Genomic DNA, 20,639 nt, shown 5'->3' with positions numbered 1-20,639 from the left:
TTTTATAGTAATTATGATTGTTTCATATTTCTAAAGTTATCCTGCAGCTGTTCTAAACGTTTTGTACCTTCAATTCTCATCCGTTTATTTTCTTCTTCAATTGCTCGTGTTTCCTGCATCCCTTTGATGATAATATTCCAGGATTCCTCGATCGTCTCGATTTTAATACTTGGGCCGCCGGCAAGTCTTGCAATATCAGTACTTTGCTGGGAAATGTTTTGCGCATTTTTAAGGAGCATCTCATTTGTCCTGCGGTCAAGCTCACTCATCGAATCAGCGACAAGCTTCTGCCTTTTTGCAGCCACTGCTTGAATTAAGCCATTTTTAAAAATTGGGATTGTCGTAACAAACGCAGAATTAATTTTCCCAATCAGCTTCGTATTCCCTCTTTGCAGCAGGCGGATTTGCGGTGCCGTCTGCAAGGAAACCATTTTCGCCATTTCTAAATCATAAATCCGCTGCTCTAACAGCTCTATCGCATTCTTTAATGAATCCAATTGCATTGATGCGAGTTGGTCACCTGAAGCAGCACGTGCCTCAAGCTGTGGAAGCTGATTATTTTTTAGCTCCTCAACCTTAATCTCACCAGCCACAATGTATTTTTCCAGTGTCAAATAGTATTGATAGTTTTGTTCATACATTTGCTCAAGCATGGTAGTTGAATCGACCATTTCGTGCTGGTATTTAGAAATTTCCACATATACCTTGTCAATTTCCTGGCCCATCGTTTGGTATTTTCCAAACAGCTTTTCTATCATTTTTTCGCCCTTATTAAAGAGCTTGCCGAAGATGCCGCCAGGGGTCTTTTGGAAGTCCTTCGCATCAAATTTATCCATGATCCGGCCAAGATGTTTAAGAAGTTCACCTGAATCTTCTACTTTTGTCGTACGCATATTGCTTAAAATCTGATCGGAAAAACGCGATATTTGTACGGCCGGTTCTTTCCCAAACTCTAATACTTGAATCTGATCCCGCTCATCAATCGTACGGGCCAAATTTTGAATTTCCGGCTCCTTGCGAAGAGCAAGTTTTATGTCAGAAGCTTTTGTCTCTGTTAATTTGTCGTCCACGGCTGCAGGAGTTAAGCCGTTTGATGGATTTGGCGATAGATTCACTTGTTAATCTCCCCTTAAATTTTTTAAGATTCCTTGAAAAAGACCCTTTTTGAAAAGAGAAGGCTCTTTATATTCCATTTCAAATACAATGTCATCAAGCCAATGTTTATCAAATAATTGGTCATCGAGGTAATTTTCGATATCATTATGGCCTGGCGGATTGTATAGAACGATATCAATACCGAACTGATTTAGCAGCAGCAGCAGCGCCGCATCCGACCTCGACAGCATCCCGGTTAATTCATTATTGTAAATAATTAATTTAGGGACATGCTGGGAGTAATCAAATCGTTCCAGCAATTGAATAATGTTTTTTTGCATGAACATTGCCTGGGTAAACAGGTACATTTTCACATCTTCTAAACTTTCATTCGGTAAAGGCTTTAATCCGGGTTTTTCGCAGATGCTTCTAACGGCATTGGCGATTCCCTTTTGTAAACCTGCCGCTAAAAAAGAATAGGGCCAGTAGTGCGACCGCATCATATTTTCAGGGACAATTAAACCATCCCTGCCCAGCGCATTGCGATAATGAAAACGGAAATCGCTCGTGCTTGCCATTGTCAGAGGCAGTTTACGAATCAGTAAACTATGCTCTAATTGGCTGAGCGCTTGCAGCCGTTCCCAGTATTCTTTTCGATTCCTGCTTACCCCTTGTACTTTCGCGAAAATCGTTGGAATTTTAACTTGTCCATTCGCCACTTCGAAATCAGGACGAATCATCGCTATTTCTTTACAAAGAATAAACAGCTCATCATATGTTGTTTTTAACGTAATGGAAGAAGGGCTGTAATCCCTTAATTGCCATGGTTTGTAAAGACCGGACCCTTCTTGATTTAAAATTGTCTCAATCTCTTTTGAGGCCCGGTAAGCAACCGTTGTTTTCCTGGCCCGTTTTTCCGTAGGAAACGGTTCCGCAGGCTGGTTATTTGGGAAACGATGCGTGAAAACGGGCTCATCGATTATTCCCGCTAAAATATCCTTACCTTCAGGATGAAAAATAACAATATCACAGCCGAGCTTGCTTAAATAAAATAAAAAATATTGATGGCTCTTCTTAAAGTCACCGTACCACAAGAATTTCGGCATCGCTTTTTGTGGGTCGGCCGTCTCCAATAGTGGTTGCAAATGGTTGATGGACCACTTAACGAGATCAACGAGAACTCGTCTCAGCTCGTGGTTTTTCAAGCCATCCGCTTCGAGTTTTGTGTACAATTCAAGCGTTGCAATCATCGCTTCTCGTAATTTGCGATGGATGACAGGTTCACTCGACTTTAACAAAAGCTGCTCGCCGTCGAGAAAAGCAGTAAAACGGTTAACCGACAGCTTCTGTTCCTGATTAATGTTAAATACTTTTTGAATCGCTTGAAAGTGAGCATTGTTGATCGCTTTATCAAGTGACTCCTCACTGAGCAAATGCAGATTCCATTCTGCCATATTATTAACATAATCAAAAAGCTGGTTATAATAGTCGTCCGTGTCAATCGGTATTCCCAAAAACTTCCCCAGTACTTGCCCAATCTGAATGGTTCCATTTTCCAATGAATAATTTGGCCGATCTGGCAATGGTTTTTTCAACATAACAGACCAGTTTTCATAGGAAAGAGTACCTACAGGACGGACGCTTAGTTGATTTAATGGTGGATACATTCATAATCCCTTCCCTCTGAAAGCGAAAGCTTATTTTCAAGACTGTTAGTTAAATTATGTAAAGGTACCTTATCATCATATCACAGTTACCAAAAGTGTTCATTTGTTTATACGAAACTCGGCTAAAAATGTTTCGCTATTTTATGCTATTTCCTCATTTTTCACCTTTCTCCTTGTCCTTACATACAAATGGAGTACCCAAACTAAAGTAGGTGACTCGAATGAGATTTTTATATAAGCGCCCGAAGATGGAACACATTAATGAGGAAATAAATACCGTTATGGAAGTTTTGACTTCTGATGCGTTTATTTATCTTGATCTTTTGGTAATCAGTTTTGTGTTCACGCTGCTGCTCACCCCTGTGATGCAATCAATACCCGTATCAATTCTATTCTTTTTTGTCAGCTTCGCAGCTTTTTCCAGCCTTTATTTTTTTGTGTTCAACCGGTTGGTTAAAAAGAACTAGATTTTATGGGGATCAATTTTAAAAACTGGTGAAGAATTTCTTCACCTGCATCGACGCCCTTTTTCCTAGTAATTGTTAGTCCATTAGTATTTTCCAAATCCGTTAGCTCGCCATGTCTTGGCACAAAACGATATTGGCAGTTCTGCAAGAAGTCCCAATCAAGGATGGAGTCGCCCGCTCCCGCAATTGCTTTTGTCCCCTCACAATTACAAATAAATTCAAGGGCATCCCCTTTACTGATTGCCCTCGGGATAAAGTACAGCTTCCTTCCTTGCAAGGAAATCCTCCAGCCATATTTTAACACCAATTCATTGAGCACTTTTCTATCAAACAGAGAAGGCAGACTATTTAAGATATAATAAAAAAATAGCTTCCCTGCCTGCTTCATTTGCCCATCAAACTGAAACCCTTCCCTTTGTAAAATCGCCAGTAATTCAGCTTGTTGGACCGACTCAGTATGCAGCCGGGCAGAAATATGCTCCGCCCATTCTTCCATTGGCACACCTTGATTGAGAATAATAGCTCCATTTGAAGTAATTGCATATTTAATCGGAATGTCGTGAGCGAAAATTACGAATCGATTAAATTGCTCGGTTGTTCTAGTTGTAACCGGGACAAATAGACTCTGCCGTGCCAGTTCTTTTAACGCGGTGAAGGAGGCTTCTGTCATATATGCGACCCAGCTGTTATCTTTACTCTCAACAGGTTTCAGGTCCACGCCCCCGGCATTACCAAGCTCTTGGATTGCTCGTTTCGAATACATTAAAGTGCGGTCAAGGTCAGATGCAAAAATCATTCTTGCTTCTCCTTCACCGATTTGATTAAGCCGCAGCACAAATAGTTCAAATTAGGGTAGGCTATTACTTCAACCCCTTTTTCTTGGGCCAGCATTAGGATGTGTTTGACAAAGGGGCTTGAAGGGTCACGCATTAATATCTTCCACGGAACCCGACGGAGAAGAACCCTAGTCGTCTCTCCGACGCCAGGCTTGATATAATGTGTGCTTTCAATCGCGAATTCAGCTTGGATTCTCTTTACATCTTCCATCCCTAAGAAACCTGTTTCGATTTTCTCCTGGCTCATTTGCGAAGCTATTTCCGCAGCCTCCTCAGCAATAAAGGTAAACTCACAAGAAATCATATCAATGAATTCATTGGAAACATCGTCTGGAAACAACTCGCGGTAAAATTTCGCCCCGTGAAAATCATCCTTGCCGATGTATTTATCATTTAAAACTGTCCGGCTTACAAGCCCGGAGACAGTCGAGTTTAAACAAGCACTTGGGATTAAAAAGTCTTCCCTTGTTCCGTAAAGAGTCGTACAATAGCCGGGATCGGCAATGACGGCGAGCGTATCATCAAGCTTAATTTGATATTTTTGTTCAAAATCCCGGCAGGCTTTTGTTAACTCAATCGAAATAGCCCCTTTTCCTGTCCAGCCATCGACAAATTGAATCGTTCCATTTGGATGCTTGTCAACAATATAGTGAAGTGCGTTTTCGTCAATTCCCCTGTCCCGGATGATAGAAATACTATAATGCGGCAATGACACATTATAGCGCATTTTTAAGTATCTCTTAATCAAGATTCCTACAGGCGTCCCTGCCCTGGCAAGGGAAACAAGAATAGCATTTTTCCCTTTTAATTGATAGATTTGTTCAGCCACAATCCCTACACAAATCGCTACTTTTTGTTTGTATTCCATCAATGTTTTCCAAAATAAATCGACATACTCCTTTGGCGGCTGATACTCAATCGGCAAGGATTCACTATAATGTCCGCCAGATTGGATTTGCAATTCCCGATTAACCGCGGAATCTTCCAACTGAATATCACTTAAATCCTTTAATAGAAAAAGCACGTCACTCTCTGGATACGATCCGATGTTAGCAGGTTTGCTGCTTAGCTGCTGCATTTCATTCACCTCTGATTTCAGAAAAAAAGACTATCTTTATCGCCTTAATTTCTAGTTTTCTTAGCTCATTTAGTAAAGGCTGGAGTTTCTCGAATTCTACTTGTCTTTCGAAAAAGATGAATAATTCATCGTACTGACCTGGGGGGATATTATAAACAAAATGTGAAACAGATTGATCTTCGGGATTTACAAAGTTAATCCCGAACCGCGCCCCATATCCTTCTTTGTTTTCAACATATATTGGGCTTCTAGTTGTTGATTGATAGTAAATGCCGCTCCCCATTTGAGCGGCTAATCTCATTGGAAGGTACATGAATTCCCCTGTTCCAAGACATAGCGTTTTTCCACCCGTTCTGTTTTGTTGTAAAAAAGAAGCAGCGGCAGAAACTTTGCCATCAAGGGTGATATTTTCATGACTTCTAAGACCAAACCGTCCAGTCTCTTCGATATACGCTGACTTATTTAACGGATTAATAGAAGCGTTCGGGGTGGCTGTAAAAAAATCAGCCAACTGCAGCATTTCAACTGATGGCTCCACACTCCCGTTCCATTCATTTCTTTTCGTTAAATTGTCAATTTCTTTCAGCTGCTTCACGCGCACCTGACCAGATAATAGACTTACGACATGAATTTTTATCCCAAGAGCTTCCTCGAGGCGGGAGAATTCAGCTTGATTTTCTTCAGAACGCCAATCCAAAATGCTTACTACCGTATAAACACGCCTTGGAAAATTGGCATGAATCGACTGGATAATATTTATCGCTGTTTTTCCTGTTGTCATTTCATCGTCAACAAGAATGATTTCTCGTTCGTTATCAAGTATTTCCAATGGAATATAACAGCGATGCGAGGTCGCATGAGAATGCTCTTCTTCAAAGGTAATTACGGGTTTTCCATCCATGAGCTCTTCTCTAGTTGTATGAAAATAGGCAGCGGCTTGAAAGCAATCAAAGAAGGCATGGCCAAGGGCGGTTGCCGTTTCAGCAAAACCAATGATGACAGGGTGGACAGCTTTTGGAATAAAGGAACATCTCTGATAGGCTTCACTGTTTGTAAATAATGACAGCAGCCTCTCCTTTTCCACACATTCCAAGCCCTTTACAGATTCTAAAAATCTAGCGGCCAATAAAGCGGCAGTCAGCAGCCCTTTATTAGGATTAATCGGCAAATGTTTGCCAAGCACTTTACTGACAAACAAAAATGAGCGCTTCTTATTGATGCGAGCCGCCATCGTAAACAGCTCTTCAATAGGCAAATGGTACGGATTTTCTCCTACCTCAAGCTCCGTTTTAAACGAATCAAGGATATTATACGTAAACTTCTCTTTTGATAAGATCAATGTTTGTGAATTCTTCATGCAGCACCCCGTAAAGCTGTGATTTTAAGATCATTTTCTTGGCCCAATAATAATGCGGCTTGATTTCGTTCATTTTATTCGCAAAATTACTTTTCATAACGCCAATATTTCCATTTGCGGCATTGATTATATTACTGGCATCGACATATTCCTCATAGGAAACAACATTGAGTGCCTGAACGATTTTGATATGGGAGGGATGGATAATTGTTTTTCCAGTTAAACCGTTTGCAATATCCATAAGTATCTCCTGAATCAACCCATCTACGTTTTCATCTATCAATTTGGTTCTCCATTTCAATCCCTCAACCCCGTACCGTTCACGAAACGGTGTTTGCCGAAGCTTCGGCTTCAGCATTCTTTTTTTCGCTGAAAAATATTCCCAAACGGGTCCTGAAACCACATATGGACTATCGAACCGTTGAAAGACATTAACAATGTCGGAAATGCAATCTCTTAATACCGAAATATCATAAACCGTTGTATCCGCACTCCTGCGAATCCCATACAAACCACAAAAATCCGTGGCCCCTATCCGCACATTTAAGATATTTTCCTTGTTTAGATCAAGAAGATGCTTAATATTCATTAATTCTTCCATTCTCGTTTCTTTTTGAATAACCCTAGCTGTTTCAAGGATTGGCATGGCATAAAAAGGATGCTGCTCCGAATGAAGCCTTAGTACTTCCCTCAGCATTTCTTCCCCATTTTTGGCAGTAAACTTAGGAAGAACCACCCCTGTAAGAAGTTTAGTCGCATCTCCTAATTGCTCGCTTACTCGTTTAAATTGCTCCAGGTTACGGATACGGACAAACATTAATGGCAAATCTTCAAAACTTATAAAGCCCTTATTTAATTCTCCTGATAATTTTAGCAATTCCGCAATCAGCAGCCCTTCGGCACCGAAAACTTCGTTATCGCCAACGGCATCTTCCAGGTCAATGACAAGCGATGTCAAACCTTCATGTTTCTTTGAAAGAATATCCTGGTGAATATTCGGGCGCGTCGCCGGCATATAAAGGGTTGCGCCCAACCCATAGGACAAAAGCTCCCGGTTCGAAAATTTATTAAACCTTTGCGGCTTTTGATAGAAAAATTTATTTAATTCTTCTTCATAAAAGTATGTAAAAAACTCCATATTTTAGGCCTTCTCCTCTGTAAAGGGTAAAAAAGAAAGGAAACGGACTTTCGTCAGCTCCCCTCTTAGAACAATTTTATAAATGATTTTCATTGCTGCTTTCTTTTTTCTTATTCATGAAGTGAATGATAAACGTTGCAGCAAATGTTACAAGTAAGATGATGAAGAAATGCAGCGATTCTAATTCAAAACCGATTGCAGGAAGGCTGAGTAACATCTTTGCAGCGATGATAAGTATTAAGATATAAGCCGTTGTTTCAAGTTCAGGGACTCTGTCAATTAATGTAAGAAATACGCCTGCAACACCACGCATCATTAATACGCCGAGGACTCCGCCAACAAATAAAACCCAGATTTGGTCGCTGACACCAAAAGCGGCAAGAACACTGTCAACTGAAAAGGCAATATCCATTAGCTCAACAGCAGCAATCGTTCCCCAGAAGGTACCAAATAAACGAATCAGTAAACCGCCTGGGTTCATACCTTTGGCATCTTCTTCCTCGTCATCCGCACCCGCTTTACGCTTATCGATGAAATATTTTATCGATAACCATGCCAAGTACGCTGCTCCAAGTGCTTTAATGAGCCAAAACTTGATGAGGTACACTCCGATTCCGATTGCGAGAAATCGGAAGAAATACGCACCCAGTAAACCATAAAAAAGAGCTTTTTTCCGCTTTTCAGGCGGCAAGTGCTTGACCATTACCGCTAATACCAGAGCATTATCAGCAGAAAGCAGCCCTTCTAAAATGATTAGAGTACCAATTAGTCCCCAACTGACTGGGTCGGTTAATACCTGTGCCCAATGATCCCAATCGAAGAATAATGCATATGTGTCCAAAATATGATTCAAAACTGACATTAAAGAAATTCCTCCTAGATTAAAAAACGATAATTTTTGTTAAAAGACCTAAGAATGTGCGGGTCTCTTCGATTCTAATTATTAACCTATTGATAGGCCAAAATCCGTTGCTAGCGCTGCTAATCCGCCTTGATAACCGCTGCCAATTGCACTGAATTTCCACTCACCATTGTGGCGATATAATTCACCGGCAATAACCGCCGTTTCAATTGAGAAATCCTCGCCTAAATCATATCGGATTAGTTCTTCACCATTAGACTCATTGTATATTCGAGCATAGGCATTTGAGACCTGTCCAAAATTTTGATTTCTGCTTTCAGCATCATGAATCGTAATGGTAAAAGCAATTCGCTGAACATTAGCAGGAACGGCTGAAAGATTTACCTTTACTGCTTCGTCATCACCATCGCCGGCACCTGTTCGATTGTCCCCAGTATGTACAACGGCTCCGTTAGCCCCTTGTGGATTATTGTAGAAAACAAAATCCGTTTCATTGGTAACCTTCCCATTTTCCCCTAAAAGGAACACAGAAGAGTCAAGATCAAAATCATGTCCACCATCGTATTTATTCGTATCCCAGCCAAGGCCGACAACAACATTCGACAAACCTGGATTTGTTTTTGTTAAATCTACTTTTTGACCTTTTGATAAACTTACTGCCATTTCTTCATTCCTCCAAATTAGGTAATAGTCTATTTACGGGTCTCTGATAAAAAGGTTTCATTCTATAATAAATTTTTTAATGTCACTTCGCAAATCCAACACTAACTCATCCATTTTGGCGGTGTATCTTTTGCCCAATAAATTGCCCCTAGCTCATGATGGCTTTGGAAATCATCATGATAGGTATGATAATGAAAATTAAACCAGTATCCGGCTTTAGGTGGATTATCTCGTCTAACATGGAATCGTAAAATATCTTTTCCTGTTTCCCCATTTTTTATATTAAAAATTTTTTCAGAATGTCCGGAACCTGGCTGCTCGGTTATCGTTAGATTTTTTAAATCCTCCTCAGGAAATTGCGCTGCGGTTTCATCAACTGCTTTTTCGATATTTGGCAAAATAATTTCACGAAATTCATTTTCGATTACTGGCTTAATTTTTGTGCCAAACTTTTGATAGGATTGATTTTCCGCCTGTTTGATTAATTCCTCGATAAACTTTTCTCTATCAAACTTTGATTCTTCTAAAAATGCATTAGCTGAAGATAGACTGCGGTCCGCAGCTGATGCTTCAAAGGCATCCCTATCACTCAGTTTCTCTGCATTTACGTTATTCATTAGCTGTGTTGGTGTAACAAGACCAAAGGTTAAAGCGGAAACCATTACAAATAATGATTTACGGAGCCATTTGTTCATTTTTCATTCCCCTTTATGATTAAGCTAAGAACACCCGTGACTTGAGTCGTGGGATGAATCAACTTAGGTTTAATTTTCGTGGTTTTAAATAAAACAGAAACCTTTTCCACTTTTAATAAGTCGCAAATTATCTACCTTCGGTACCCTTTTCACTTCTTTCAATTTAACATAGGCACCTTTGTTTTGCGTTCCCACCACAAATGCCTGCTGATGATTAAAAATCACTAAATCATGGGGCTGAAAAGGATATCGTTGTGTTCTAAGAGAATAATAACCCTTTTTAAGCTTTTGTTTTCTATAGTTGTGTAGATTTTCTTCATTTAAACTTTTGTTTCGCGTTCTTCTGCCATTAAATAAATCTTGTCCAGATGCTTTTTCACCCGTTCTGGAATTGATGTATTTTGCATCGTAAAATTTACGCAAGGAGCGATTGTTTCGTCTAACTTGTTTAATGGTGTATGGAGTACATCTGTTGATGTTTTGATTACCTCCGGCAATAACAAAAGCATCATTTGCGTGGCTCTTTTCAATTTTCTCTTCAATTCGTTTGGATTTCGTCATATAGCCATACGTATGATGACATTCTAGTGTATTTACTAACTTCCAACGAATCGCAGTCATAAATGTCGCACCTTTTAAACTCTTAATCGTAGGTTTCCAATTTTTCAAGAAGCCTTTGTGGTTTTTAGGCGTATGGCATTTGGTGCAAAGTGTAATCAAATTGTTCGGTGAATCGGAACCGCCATTTCTGCTAAAAACAATATGATGAAGTTCCAAAATTGGATTTTTATCTTTGTTTTTACAATCAGGATTTTGGCATTTATGACAATCCCGATGTAAAATGTATTCTCTCAAATTGTAAAAGTCCTTTTGGCAGCCTTCTTGATATTCCAATCCTTTAATAGTTGGATTTAAAATCCTTTGAGTATCAAAACTGGCAACCTCAATAATTGTATTTGAAATCGGCAGAATCTGTCTTAACAAACCAATTATCCGGGAATGAGACTCCATCTTATGTTGAATAGATGGTGCCAACCATCCATCTTTACGTTTTCGATTATCAAATCGCGGAGCTCGGTATCGGAGTCTTCCTCTTCGAGTTCGACGATAGGATTTTCTTTCCTCGTTCCGTTCAACCTGACCGGCTAATAGGTCTAATTGAGCTGAAAATACTTCTTCGGTTGGGCTAACAACGGATAAACCAACATGTTGAAATCCAGTATCTACACCTAAGGTGTAAATTTTGGTGTAAGAGGTTGAATCAATCAATAATTGAATCGTAAAAGGTTTTCTTTTACATACTTTGGCTTGTCCATCTTTTAATAGTCTTCTAACTTTCCCCGCTCGTTTTGTGGGGTCTAATGGTTTTCCTTCTTTGCTAATCACATAAGCAGCTATTTTTTCCTCTTTCACTTTAAACACTCCTCAAGGGAATATAAGTCAGCCGAAGCTGTTGGTCCACATTGCCAATGTTACGATAGGTTTTTACTATCAGCACTTCTCCTTACCTCAGAGATGTTTAACCAATAGCCGTAGTGCAGGGGACGTGTGGAGTATCCCAAGGTACCTATATCATTCTAACGTAACGTAGAAGCATCCTCTGTGAATCGAAGACTCATAGAGACTTAGGCTAATCAACTACAAACCCGAAGGTTTGTCATGGTAAATTCAAAGGCTTTTACAAGCCCGTGACTTCAGTCATGGGTTGTTGACTCTATTGAACTTTATTTATGAATTTGGTTTCTTAAAAAATATTATACTTCTTTTTATGCAAAAATGGAAAAAAGCAGTTTAAATATTTTCAAAATTCCCATTTGCTTATACTAGAAACGTTAGTGGAGAATAAAAAAAAAGGACGTCACTATGTGACATCCTTTTTAGCAGTTTGTTTCGAAGGCACCGATTAGATTTTGCATCACTGTTTCCATTGGCATTCCCTCGATATCATGGCGCGGGATAAAATGAACGACTTTTTTATCCTTTATCAAGGCCATTGATGGCGATGAAGGCTCAATACCTTCAAAATACTCACGCATTTTTGCGGTTGCTTCTTTATCCTGGCCGGCGAAAACCGTCACAAGATGATCCGGTTTTTTCGCACTGTTTAAAACAGCCTGCGTTGCTGCCGGCCGGGCTAATCCGGCGGCACAGCCGCAAACGGAATTCACAACAACCAGTGTTGTCCCGCTTGTCTTTTCGATGAACTCTTCAACAGCTTCAGGCGTTGTCAGCTCCGCAAAACCCGCTCTTGTTAACTCTTCGCGCATCGGTAAAACCATTTGTTTCATATATTCTTCATAAGCATTAGACATATTTCATCACTCCATTTCTTCCCTTTTAGGATACTAAATCATTTGTTATTTGACCACTTAATTGTCTGTTTTTCTTGCTTCTGTCATCTGCTTCCAGACTGAACCTTTGGCTTCCTCGCCGCCTTCAATTCGTTCAATAGCCATTTTTATTTGCAAACTCACTTCAAATTCAGGGTCATTTTCGGCAGCTTTTAAAGCTGCCAGCACCTTTTCATCCCCGACTTCATAGAGGAACATAGCCGCACGCCAACGAACTAATTTGCTGGGGTCCTTCAAGGCATTGACCATTTCACTAGCAGCTTCCGGAAAGCCCAAATCGGATAAGCAATCGCCTGCCGTTCTTCGGACGGTCACCGTTTTATCTTTCAGCGCTTTATAAAGAAGCGGCAGAACTTCTTTTTCTTTAATCATTCCCAGGTATACAGTTGCTAGTCTGCGAATGGAAGGCTTCTCATCAGATAATGCTTTTTCAAGAACAGGCAGATCATCAAGTTCCGGATCATCCATTTGCTCGAGGACTTGGTAACGTACCCGCCAATTGGGATTAAGTAATTCTTCCATCGAAACCTTCATTCGAGAACGTGAAGGTCTCTGCTCCGGTGAAGCCGCTTCACCAGCTTGAGCTTTTGCCACCAATTCTTCTAAGCGTGAAGTAGGATAGGCAGCGATTAATTCCTCGACAACCTCCTGCCCAATTTGCTCAAACTCACCATAGCGGACACCTTGATTCTGCCATTTCCGTAACAGAATATAATTATCTTCCGGAAGCTGTGCCCGCTCCCTTGCTTTTAAAAAGTATTCCGGCATGCCAAACCGGCGCTCCGCCCCGCTGTCTGTAAGCTTCACTTGGAGTGGAATATCCTTAAACAATTGGATTTCCACTTTTATTTCACCATAATGTTCATCTACTTTTTCAACACTGGCAGCATCGGATGCTTTTTCACCAAAGGCATGGCGGACCTTTGGCAATAATTCCTTCCAGTCATATTTCGCGTTTCGTTCAACAGCGAGAAAATCTGCAACATGGTAGACACCTTTTATTCCTTCAACTTGTAAAATCGCTTGAATGATGGCTGGTGCATCAACCGCTGTTTCTTTTTTATAATTATGGCTTTTCCCCATTGGCAATTCTTGATCTAAAATAATTTTCATCGTATTCGGACTTGGAGTCGGTTCTATTGCCTTAATTTTCAATACAATCACCTAATTCTTTTAATTTCTCCCTCAAGTTTAACACAATGGCAAGCGTACATTCATTAGGGATGCTCGGTGTCGAACTGTTACTCCTCTACTCATTTTCAGCCAGTTCAGCTAGATAAGACCATCGTTCAATTAAATGTTCGAGCGTTTCATTCAACTCCGATTCTTGTTTCATCAAATCTTGTGCTTTCGTGAAATCACTGCCCGTATTTCCTATTTCAGTTGCTATTTCTTCAAGCCGCGCTTCTGTTTTTGCAATAATCTCGTCAATTTCACTCCACTCTTTTTTCTCCTTAAAAGTCATTTTTTTCTTCTTTTCTTTTTCTGGCGCTTTCGATGGCTGACTTGAAACGGTTACTGGTTTTTGCCGTTCTGCCGCCATTTCTTTATCAAGATATTCTGTGTAGTTTCCATAGAAAGAATGAATGACTCCTTCACCAAGTAAAACAAGGAGCTGTTCCGCTACTTTATCGAGGAAATAGCGATCATGGGAAACCGTGATCACGACTCCGGGAAATTCTTCAAGATAATCCTCAAGAACGGTCAAGGTTTGTGTATCCAAATCATTAGTTGGCTCGTCCAGCAGGAGGACGTTTGGTGCCGTCATCAAAAGCTTTAATAGGTATAGCCGGCGTTTTTCACCGCCTGAAAGCTTACGTATGGGTGTGCCATGTGTAAACGATGGAAAAAGAAAACGTTCCAGCATTTGTGCGGCCGAAATGGTTTTCCCATCGGAGGTTTCAACAATCTCTGCCGTTTCTTTAATGTATTCAATCATTCTCATGTTTTCATCCATGTCTTCGCTTTCCTGCGTATAATATGCAATCTTCACCGTTTGTCCCATGATGTATTCACCGTCATCAAGTGAAATCTTTTTCGCAAGAATATTTAACAAGGTCGATTTCCCAGTTCCATTGCGGCCGATAATTCCAACCCGATCCCCCGGTTTAACGAGTAAATCAAAGTGATGTAAGATGGTTTTCTCGCCGTACTGTTTCGAAGCATTCTTCAATTCAAAAACCTGCTTGCCTAGCCTGCTCCCATTTAATGAAATATCCAGTTTTTCATTAGCCGGCTTCCCATTTGAAAGCTTTTCATCTAATTCATCGAAACGTTGAATCCGCGCCTTTTGCTTTGTTGTTCTCGCTTTAGCACCACGTCTCATCCATTCAAGTTCCCGTCTGAACAGATTTTTTCTTTTTTCAAAGGTGGCAGCCTCATTTTCCTCACGAATCGCTTTCGCCTCAATAAATGCCGCATAATTTCCTTTGTAGCTGTAAAGATTACCGCCATCTAATTCAAACATTCGATTAGCAACCCGGTCCAAAAAGTAGCGGTCATGGGTAACCAATAAAATCGAGCCGCTATACCTGCTTAAGTAATCTTCGAGCCACTTAACGGAATCAAAGTCAAGATGGTTTGTCGGCTCGTCTAAGATGAGTAAATCAGGCTCGGCAATTAATACTTGCGCAAGGGCAACCCGCTTTTTTTGCCCGCCGGAAAGCTCGCCGATTTTTTTTGTAAAATCTTCAATTCCTAATTTCGTTAAAATCGACTGGGCATTTGTGCTTACATCCCAGCCATTAAGGGCATCCATTTGTTTTTGTAATTGAAAAAGTTCATCCTGAACCTTTTCCGCATTCGGATTCCTATTTAGCTCCAATAACGTTTTTTCATATTCACGCATCAGCTTTAAAATCGGCGCTTCACCATGGAAGACTTGTTCAAGAACCGTTTTCCCGGAATCCAACTCTGGCTGCTGATCCAAAAAGGCGATGGAATAGTCCTTGGCAGCGGTAATTTTACCGTCATCAGGAGTGTCCAAGCCAGCAATGATTTTTAATAGCGAGGATTTTCCGGTGCCATTGATTCCGATTAAACCGACACGCTCTTTTTCGCTAATCGTAAAGGAAATATCGTTAAATAGCAGTTTCTCCCCGTACGTTTTCGAAACATTTTCCACTGTTAGCATTTTCATGATTCTTGTCCATCCCATTCTTGGTAAAATTGTTCTAAAAAGTCCAGCATCATCTGCTGGCGGCTCTCCGCCATTTTTTTGGCTGCTTCAGTATTCAGTAATTCTTTCAATTTTAGCAGTTTTTCATAGAAATGATGGATGCTTGTGGATTTACCATTTCGATATTCTTCCATGCTCATTTCTTCTCTGATCTTGATATTCGGGTCGTAAATGAGCTGTCCTTTTTTCCCGCCATAAGCAAATGCCCTGGCAATTCCAATTGCCCCAATCGCATCTAAACGGTCAGCATCCTGTACAATTTTCGCCTCAACAGATTCAAGAGCACTTTTTCTACCGCCTTTATATGAAATCGATTCGATAATTTGGAGGATATGACTTTTGATTCCGTCTGCTAATTCGATTGTTTGAAAGAAAGAATCCAATTTCGCTCTGCCTTTTTCAGCACTTTCGTTCAATTTTTCATCAGGTATATCATGGAGGAGCGCCGCCATTTCGACGATAAATGGATCTCCTTTCCTTTCTTCCCTGCAAATATATAAGGCATGACGCCGAACACGGTCAACATGGAACCAGTCATGCCCCGTGGCATCTTCACCAAGTTCGTTTCGAACATATTCTTCTGTTTTTTCTATGAGTTGATTTTTCATTATCGTACACCTACCTTCATCCATGCTATTTTAGCATGAATAACAAACAAAAAATAACCCCGAATACTTGAGGTTACTTTTATGGAAAAGGGGCGGAGCGCCGCAATAGCAAATTAAACTAGACAAGTTTAGCTAGTAATATACATTATAGACAATGAATAAAGTTAACCCTAGCTCTGCTCACACCGCCTTTATTGGCAGGAATGATTCTCTGAAAAAGTTTCCATAGTAAATGGTGGCGTGGAACGCTATATTAGTTTGGTTTGTTATTACAAGCCATTATGCCAGCTAATTCCAAGGGTGTTTTCTCCTGCGTGCACGCCAATGACCGCCCCTAATGGACAGCAAATCACTTTCAACTCTGGAAATTGTCCTTCGAGTTCTGCTTTCAATAAAGCCGCAGGTGCTTCATGTAACCCGTACAGGATATATACTTCTTTTAATTGATACTTTTCGTAGGATGTCCTGAAGTAATCAAGGATTTTTTCTTTAGCCTTTTTCTCGCTTCTCACCTTTTCTTTCACAGTCAGAGCTCCGTCGACAATCGATATAATAGGTTTTACGTTCAGCATGCTGCCTAGAAAGAATTGCAATCCTGACATTCTGCCGCCCCGGTGAAGCTGCTCTAAGCTGCCAACAAGAACATAAGTCTCATTTGTGTCCCTGATTGTTTCAAGTTCTTTCATGATCGACTCTAAACTATAACCGGCCCCTTGTAATTCCAATCCCTTTTTTAGTAAAGCAGACATTGGATAGGTCAAGATTTTAGAATTAAAGGTGGTGACTGGAATCTCGACAAGCTTCGCAGCTTGTTCGCTTGAGGATACCGTTCCACTTAATTTTTCTGATAAAAGGACGGCTGCCACTTGGTCGTATTCTTTTGAAAGTTGATTATATAATGTTTGAAAGGCTCCTACAGATGGCTGCGAGGTTTTTGGCGGATTTTTTAGATGCTTTAATCGTTCAAATAACTGGGCGGGAGTTAGATCAATCCCATCGGAAAATTCCTCACCATCAAGTAAGATTGTTAATGGTATCGTATATATATCAGGATGATTTTTCAATTCCTCGTCTAAAAATGCTGTACTATCCGTAACCCAAGCGGTTTTAACCACCGGCACTCTCCCCCTTTTTTCAATATTGGTACCTACTGCTAATAGTAACCATAATTTTCAATATTGTAAATATATGACCTGAAAAAATAGAGCCGATTTATAAGCCGGCTCTACACTAGGTTATTTCTCATAATAAAAATGTTCTAATTGCTCTAAGGTGGTAGTCATAACCTCTGTCATTTCCACCAAATCATCCAATTGGTCTTCACTAATCAGTCGATCAAATTCCACTGTAATGACATTCGAAAACTTTTTTTCATTTTCCAAGGGATCATATTGCACAGCCATTGTTATTTTTCTAGTTGCTCCCCACAAATTCAAGAGGATAGCTTCAAGTGCATGATAATCTAATTTCTTACCACGATGTTCAAGGAAAAATTGCAATTTCACATGACATCCTGCAAGCTGTCCTGATAGAGGGTTTGGTATTAGCTCCGCTGCCAAATTAACAAGCATCGATTTCATCTCGATGACGGCTGTGATCGAACTGTTGGGTAATTGAAAAGATACGTTAAATTGACGCGACATTTTCGCCATATTGATTAGATCATTTCGATCGGTAATGACGATGTCACCGCTGCTATCCAGATCATAAAGTGCACCTTCAATAACCACCTTCATATTATCAAAGGCTGTTGGATCAAACATATCATATTTCTCCTTTAGAAAAGTCCAACCGCATTCCCGTTTTCATCGACATCCATATTTAGGGCTGCTGGCTTTTTAGGCAGGCCAGGCATTGTCATGACCTCGCCTGTTAATGCCACAATAAATCCTGCTCCAATCGACGGTTTAAACTCTCTGACCGTCACGATGAAATCTGTTGGTCTGCCAAGCTTTGTTGGGTCATCGGATAAGGAATATTGTGATTTTGCCATACAGACAGCTAAATTGGACCAGCCGAACTTTTCAAAATCAATTAGTTGTTTTTTCGCTTTCGCAGAAAACTCCACATCCTTGCCGCCGTATACCTTTTGAACAATCGTTCTAACCTTTTGTTCAATCGAATCAGATAAGTCATATAACGGATGGAACTTATTTTCTTCTTTTTCAATGACGGCTAATAGCTCGTTAGCAAGTTTAATGCCGCCTGCTCCGCCTTTTTCCCAAACTTCGGTTAAAGCAACCGCAACATTTTCTCTTTGACACCATTCCAATAATGTTTGAACTTCTAAATCTGTATCTGTAATAAACTTGTTAATCGCAACAACTACTGGAAGTCCAAAGCTTTTAATGGTTTCGATATGTTTTTGCAGGTTGGCAAATCCAAGTGTCAATGAGGCAATATTTTCTTTTGCCAATTCTGTTTTTGGAACGCCGCCATGCATTTTTAAAGCCCGAATGGTCGCAACGACGACAACTGCTTCCGGTTTAATCCCGGCGCTCCTAGCTTTAATATGTAAAAACTTCTCTGCCCCTAAATCGGCGCCAAAGCCGCCTTCAGTGATGACAAAGTCAGCAAGCTTAGCTGCTGCGGTTGTTGCAATTACACTGTTGCAGCCATGTGCAATATTGGCAAATGGACCGCCGTGAATAAGTGCCGGTGTATGTTCAATCGTTTGAACGAGGTTTGGTTTAACCGCGTCCTTTAACAATAGTGTTAATGCCCCTTCGACACCCAGATCACCGACGGTAACGGGTTGCTTGTTAGCATTGTAGGCAACAACCATTCGTGATAATCGTAATTTCAAATCCTTTAAATCTGTTGCTAAACATAAGACCGCCATAATTTCTGATGCCACGGTGATATCAAAGCCATCTTCCCTTGGAACACCTTGAAGCGGACCGCCAAGTCCGATAATCACTTTTCTTAAGGCACGATCATTTAAATCAACTGCCCGTTTCCAGACGATTCGCCGTTGATCGATATTCAGTTCATTTCCTTGCTGAAGATGATTATCAATTAAGGCTGCGAGCGCATTATTGGCAGTCGTAATCGCATGAAGATCCCCGGTAAAATGCAGGTTTATATCTTCCATTGGCAGGACCTGTGAATAACCGCCTCCTGTCGCTCCCCCTTTAATTCCCATAGTTGGGCCTAATGAAGGTTCACGCATTGCAATCATTGCCTTTTTCCCGATACGAGTGAAAGCATCCGCTAGCCCCACTGTTACAGTCGATTTCCCCTCACCAGCAGGTGTGGGATTTATCGAGGTGACAAGAATGATTTTTCCGCTTTCCTTCGTTTTGATTTTAGCTAGTGCTTCATTAGAAAGTTTTGCCTTATATTTTCCAAAAAGCTCGAGGTCATCCTCTACTAAACCAATTTTTTCGGCAATTTCCACAATTGGTTTCATCGTTGATTCTTGTGCAATTTCAATGTCTGACTTCACAGATGTTTTCATAGCCACATTAATCCCCCACATTCAACATTTTAAATTAAACTACCACTTCATTGTACCAAATAAGCGCTTCCAATCCGATAAATAAATATGAACAAATTATTATCTTTGCTGATTTAATAATAATGTTTATAATGTAAATATCGAATTTTTATAATATTCATTGACTTTAATCTGCATGGCATTATATTAATGGATGTAGCATTTTAAAATTACACAAAAGAAGAGGGGGATGATCACTTGCCAATTAACATTCCAAAACTTTTACCAGCACGGGAGATTCTTGAGCAGGAAAATATATTTATCATGGACGATGAACGAGCGGTTAGCCAGGACATTCGGCCTTTAAATATCCTTATTTTGAATTTAATGCCTGAAAAGGAAAAGGCAGAGACACAGCTATTAAGATTATTAGGAAATACACCCTTGCAGGTAAATATCAAGTTTTTGAAAACCGATTCCTACGAATCTACCCATACTAGTAAACAACATCTAGAGCAGTTCTACACTACGTTCTCAACCGTCAAAAATCAGAAATTTGATGGGATGATTATTACTGGCGCTCCAATTGAGCTCCTTGATTTTGATCAAGTAAAATATTGGACCGAATTAACAGAAATTATGGAGTGGACCAATAAAAACGTAACCTCAACATTACATATTTGCTGGGGAGCACAGGCTTCGCTTTACTATCATTACGAAATAGGTAAATATGAGCTGAAGCGAAAATGTTCCGGTATTTATGCGCACCAAATTTTCGATCAAAATGATTTTTTACTGCGCGGTTTTGACGATCATTTTTTCGCTCCCCATTCCCGCTATACTGATGTATCAATTGAAGCGATCTTGAATAACCCGGAATTAAAATTATTGGCCGCTTCAGAGGATGCTGGTGCATTATTAATTGCTTCTCGAAATCGAAAACATGTAATGATAACCGGGCATTTGGAATATGAATCCGATTCACTCGCACAGGAATATGAAAGAGATTTGAATAAAGGCTTGGAGATTCATATGCCGGAAAATTACTTTCCAAATAACGATCCAGCACAGCCGCCAATTAATCGCTGGCGGTCCCACGGCCACTTGTTCTTTTCCAACTGGCTCAATTATTATGTATATCAGGAAACACCCTATTCTTGGGGGGAAAAATAAGTATCGGAACCTCTCCGATGCTTGTTTTTTTT

At 40.2% G+C, this 20,639-nt stretch carries 18 protein-coding genes; 1 reads left to right on the top strand and 17 read right to left on the bottom strand.

Annotated elements, in window-relative coordinates:
- Positions 1-11: 11 nt before the first annotated feature.
- The 17 genes from ACIQCO_RS11495 to ACIQCO_RS11415 form a co-directional block, all read right to left on the bottom strand.
- Entirely contained in the window at positions 12-1,115 is a 1,104-nt protein-coding gene (locus ACIQCO_RS11495) for a toxic anion resistance protein (protein ID WP_400428577.1), read from the bottom strand.
- A 3-nt stretch (positions 1,116-1,118) separates the two neighbouring features.
- Positions 1,119-2,762 carry a YceG family protein gene (locus ACIQCO_RS11490; RefSeq protein ID WP_400428575.1) on the bottom strand — a complete coding sequence of 548 codons (1,644 nt, stop codon included), beginning with the start codon at positions 2,760-2,762 and terminating at the stop codon, positions 1,119-1,121.
- A gap of 453 nt (positions 2,763-3,215) precedes the next feature.
- On the bottom strand, positions 3,216-4,025 hold the full coding sequence (locus ACIQCO_RS11485; protein ID WP_400428574.1) for a hypothetical protein: 810 nt from the start codon (positions 4,023-4,025) through the stop codon (positions 3,216-3,218).
- Positions 4,022-5,143 (bottom strand): cysteine protease StiP family protein, encoded by a 1,122-nt coding sequence (locus tag ACIQCO_RS11480; RefSeq protein ID WP_400428572.1) that lies wholly within the window; start codon positions 5,141-5,143, stop codon positions 4,022-4,024. Before ACIQCO_RS11480 ends, ACIQCO_RS11485 begins: the two co-directional genes overlap by 4 nt.
- 1 nt (position 5,144) lies before the next feature.
- Positions 5,145-6,500, bottom strand: coding sequence for a phosphoribosyltransferase family protein (locus tag ACIQCO_RS11475; protein WP_400428570.1), 1,356 nt, complete (start codon positions 6,498-6,500; stop codon positions 5,145-5,147).
- Entirely contained in the window at positions 6,451-7,638 is a 1,188-nt protein-coding gene (locus tag ACIQCO_RS11470) for an HpcH/HpaI aldolase/citrate lyase family protein (protein WP_400428569.1), read from the bottom strand. The genes ACIQCO_RS11475 and ACIQCO_RS11470 overlap by 50 nt, the downstream gene beginning before the upstream one ends.
- 76 nt (positions 7,639-7,714) lie before the next feature.
- The gene (locus ACIQCO_RS11465) at positions 7,715-8,500 is read right to left on the bottom strand and encodes a TerC family protein (RefSeq protein ID WP_400428568.1); all 786 of its coding nucleotides are present in this window, start codon (positions 8,498-8,500) and stop codon (positions 7,715-7,717) included.
- A gap of 81 nt (positions 8,501-8,581) precedes the next feature.
- Positions 8,582-9,163 (bottom strand): TerD family protein, encoded by a 582-nt coding sequence (locus tag ACIQCO_RS11460; RefSeq protein WP_400428566.1) that lies wholly within the window; start codon positions 9,161-9,163, stop codon positions 8,582-8,584.
- A gap of 101 nt (positions 9,164-9,264) precedes the next feature.
- Positions 9,265-9,858 (bottom strand): YpjP family protein, encoded by a 594-nt coding sequence (locus ACIQCO_RS11455; RefSeq protein WP_400428564.1) that lies wholly within the window; start codon positions 9,856-9,858, stop codon positions 9,265-9,267.
- 84 nt (positions 9,859-9,942) lie between these two features.
- On the bottom strand, positions 9,943-11,271 hold the full coding sequence (gene iscB / locus ACIQCO_RS11450; protein WP_400428562.1) for an RNA-guided endonuclease IscB: 1,329 nt from the start codon (positions 11,269-11,271) through the stop codon (positions 9,943-9,945).
- Positions 11,272-11,735: 464 nt separating this feature from the next.
- Complete coding sequence (locus ACIQCO_RS11445) at positions 11,736-12,170, bottom strand: BrxA/BrxB family bacilliredoxin (protein ID WP_400428560.1); 435 nt, start codon at positions 12,168-12,170, stop codon at positions 11,736-11,738.
- Between the two features lie 57 nt (positions 12,171-12,227).
- Entirely contained in the window at positions 12,228-13,364 is a 1,137-nt protein-coding gene (locus ACIQCO_RS11440) for a conserved virulence factor C family protein (protein ID WP_400428892.1), read from the bottom strand.
- A gap of 94 nt (positions 13,365-13,458) precedes the next feature.
- Entirely contained in the window at positions 13,459-15,348 is a 1,890-nt protein-coding gene (locus ACIQCO_RS11435) for an ABC-F family ATP-binding cassette domain-containing protein (RefSeq protein ID WP_400428559.1), read from the bottom strand.
- Complete coding sequence (locus ACIQCO_RS11430) at positions 15,345-15,995, bottom strand: HD domain-containing protein (protein ID WP_400428557.1); 651 nt, start codon at positions 15,993-15,995, stop codon at positions 15,345-15,347. The genes ACIQCO_RS11435 and ACIQCO_RS11430 overlap by 4 nt, the downstream gene beginning before the upstream one ends.
- A gap of 269 nt (positions 15,996-16,264) precedes the next feature.
- Positions 16,265-17,110 (bottom strand): DegV family protein, encoded by an 846-nt coding sequence (locus ACIQCO_RS11425; protein WP_400428555.1) that lies wholly within the window; start codon positions 17,108-17,110, stop codon positions 16,265-16,267.
- 120 nt (positions 17,111-17,230) lie between these two features.
- Positions 17,231-17,758: a hypothetical protein gene (locus tag ACIQCO_RS11420; RefSeq protein WP_400428553.1), complete on the bottom strand. Its 528-nt coding sequence runs from the start codon at positions 17,756-17,758 to the stop codon at positions 17,231-17,233.
- A 14-nt stretch (positions 17,759-17,772) separates the two neighbouring features.
- Positions 17,773-19,455 carry a formate--tetrahydrofolate ligase gene (locus ACIQCO_RS11415; protein ID WP_400428890.1) on the bottom strand — a complete coding sequence of 561 codons (1,683 nt, stop codon included), beginning with the start codon at positions 19,453-19,455 and terminating at the stop codon, positions 17,773-17,775.
- Positions 19,456-19,692: 237 nt separating this feature from the next.
- Here ACIQCO_RS11415 and metA point away from each other — a divergent pair, with 237 nt between their 5' ends.
- Positions 19,693-20,607, top strand: coding sequence for a homoserine O-acetyltransferase MetA (gene metA, locus ACIQCO_RS11410; protein ID WP_400428552.1), 915 nt, complete (start codon positions 19,693-19,695; stop codon positions 20,605-20,607).
- Positions 20,608-20,639: the final 32 nt, after the last annotated feature.

The organism is Neobacillus sp. NPDC093127 (genome assembly GCF_044754175.1).
In the GTDB taxonomy this organism is placed as follows: domain Bacteria; phylum Bacillota; class Bacilli; order Bacillales; family Cytobacillaceae; genus Neobacillus.
This window is presented reverse-complemented; position numbering and strand designations above follow the sequence as displayed.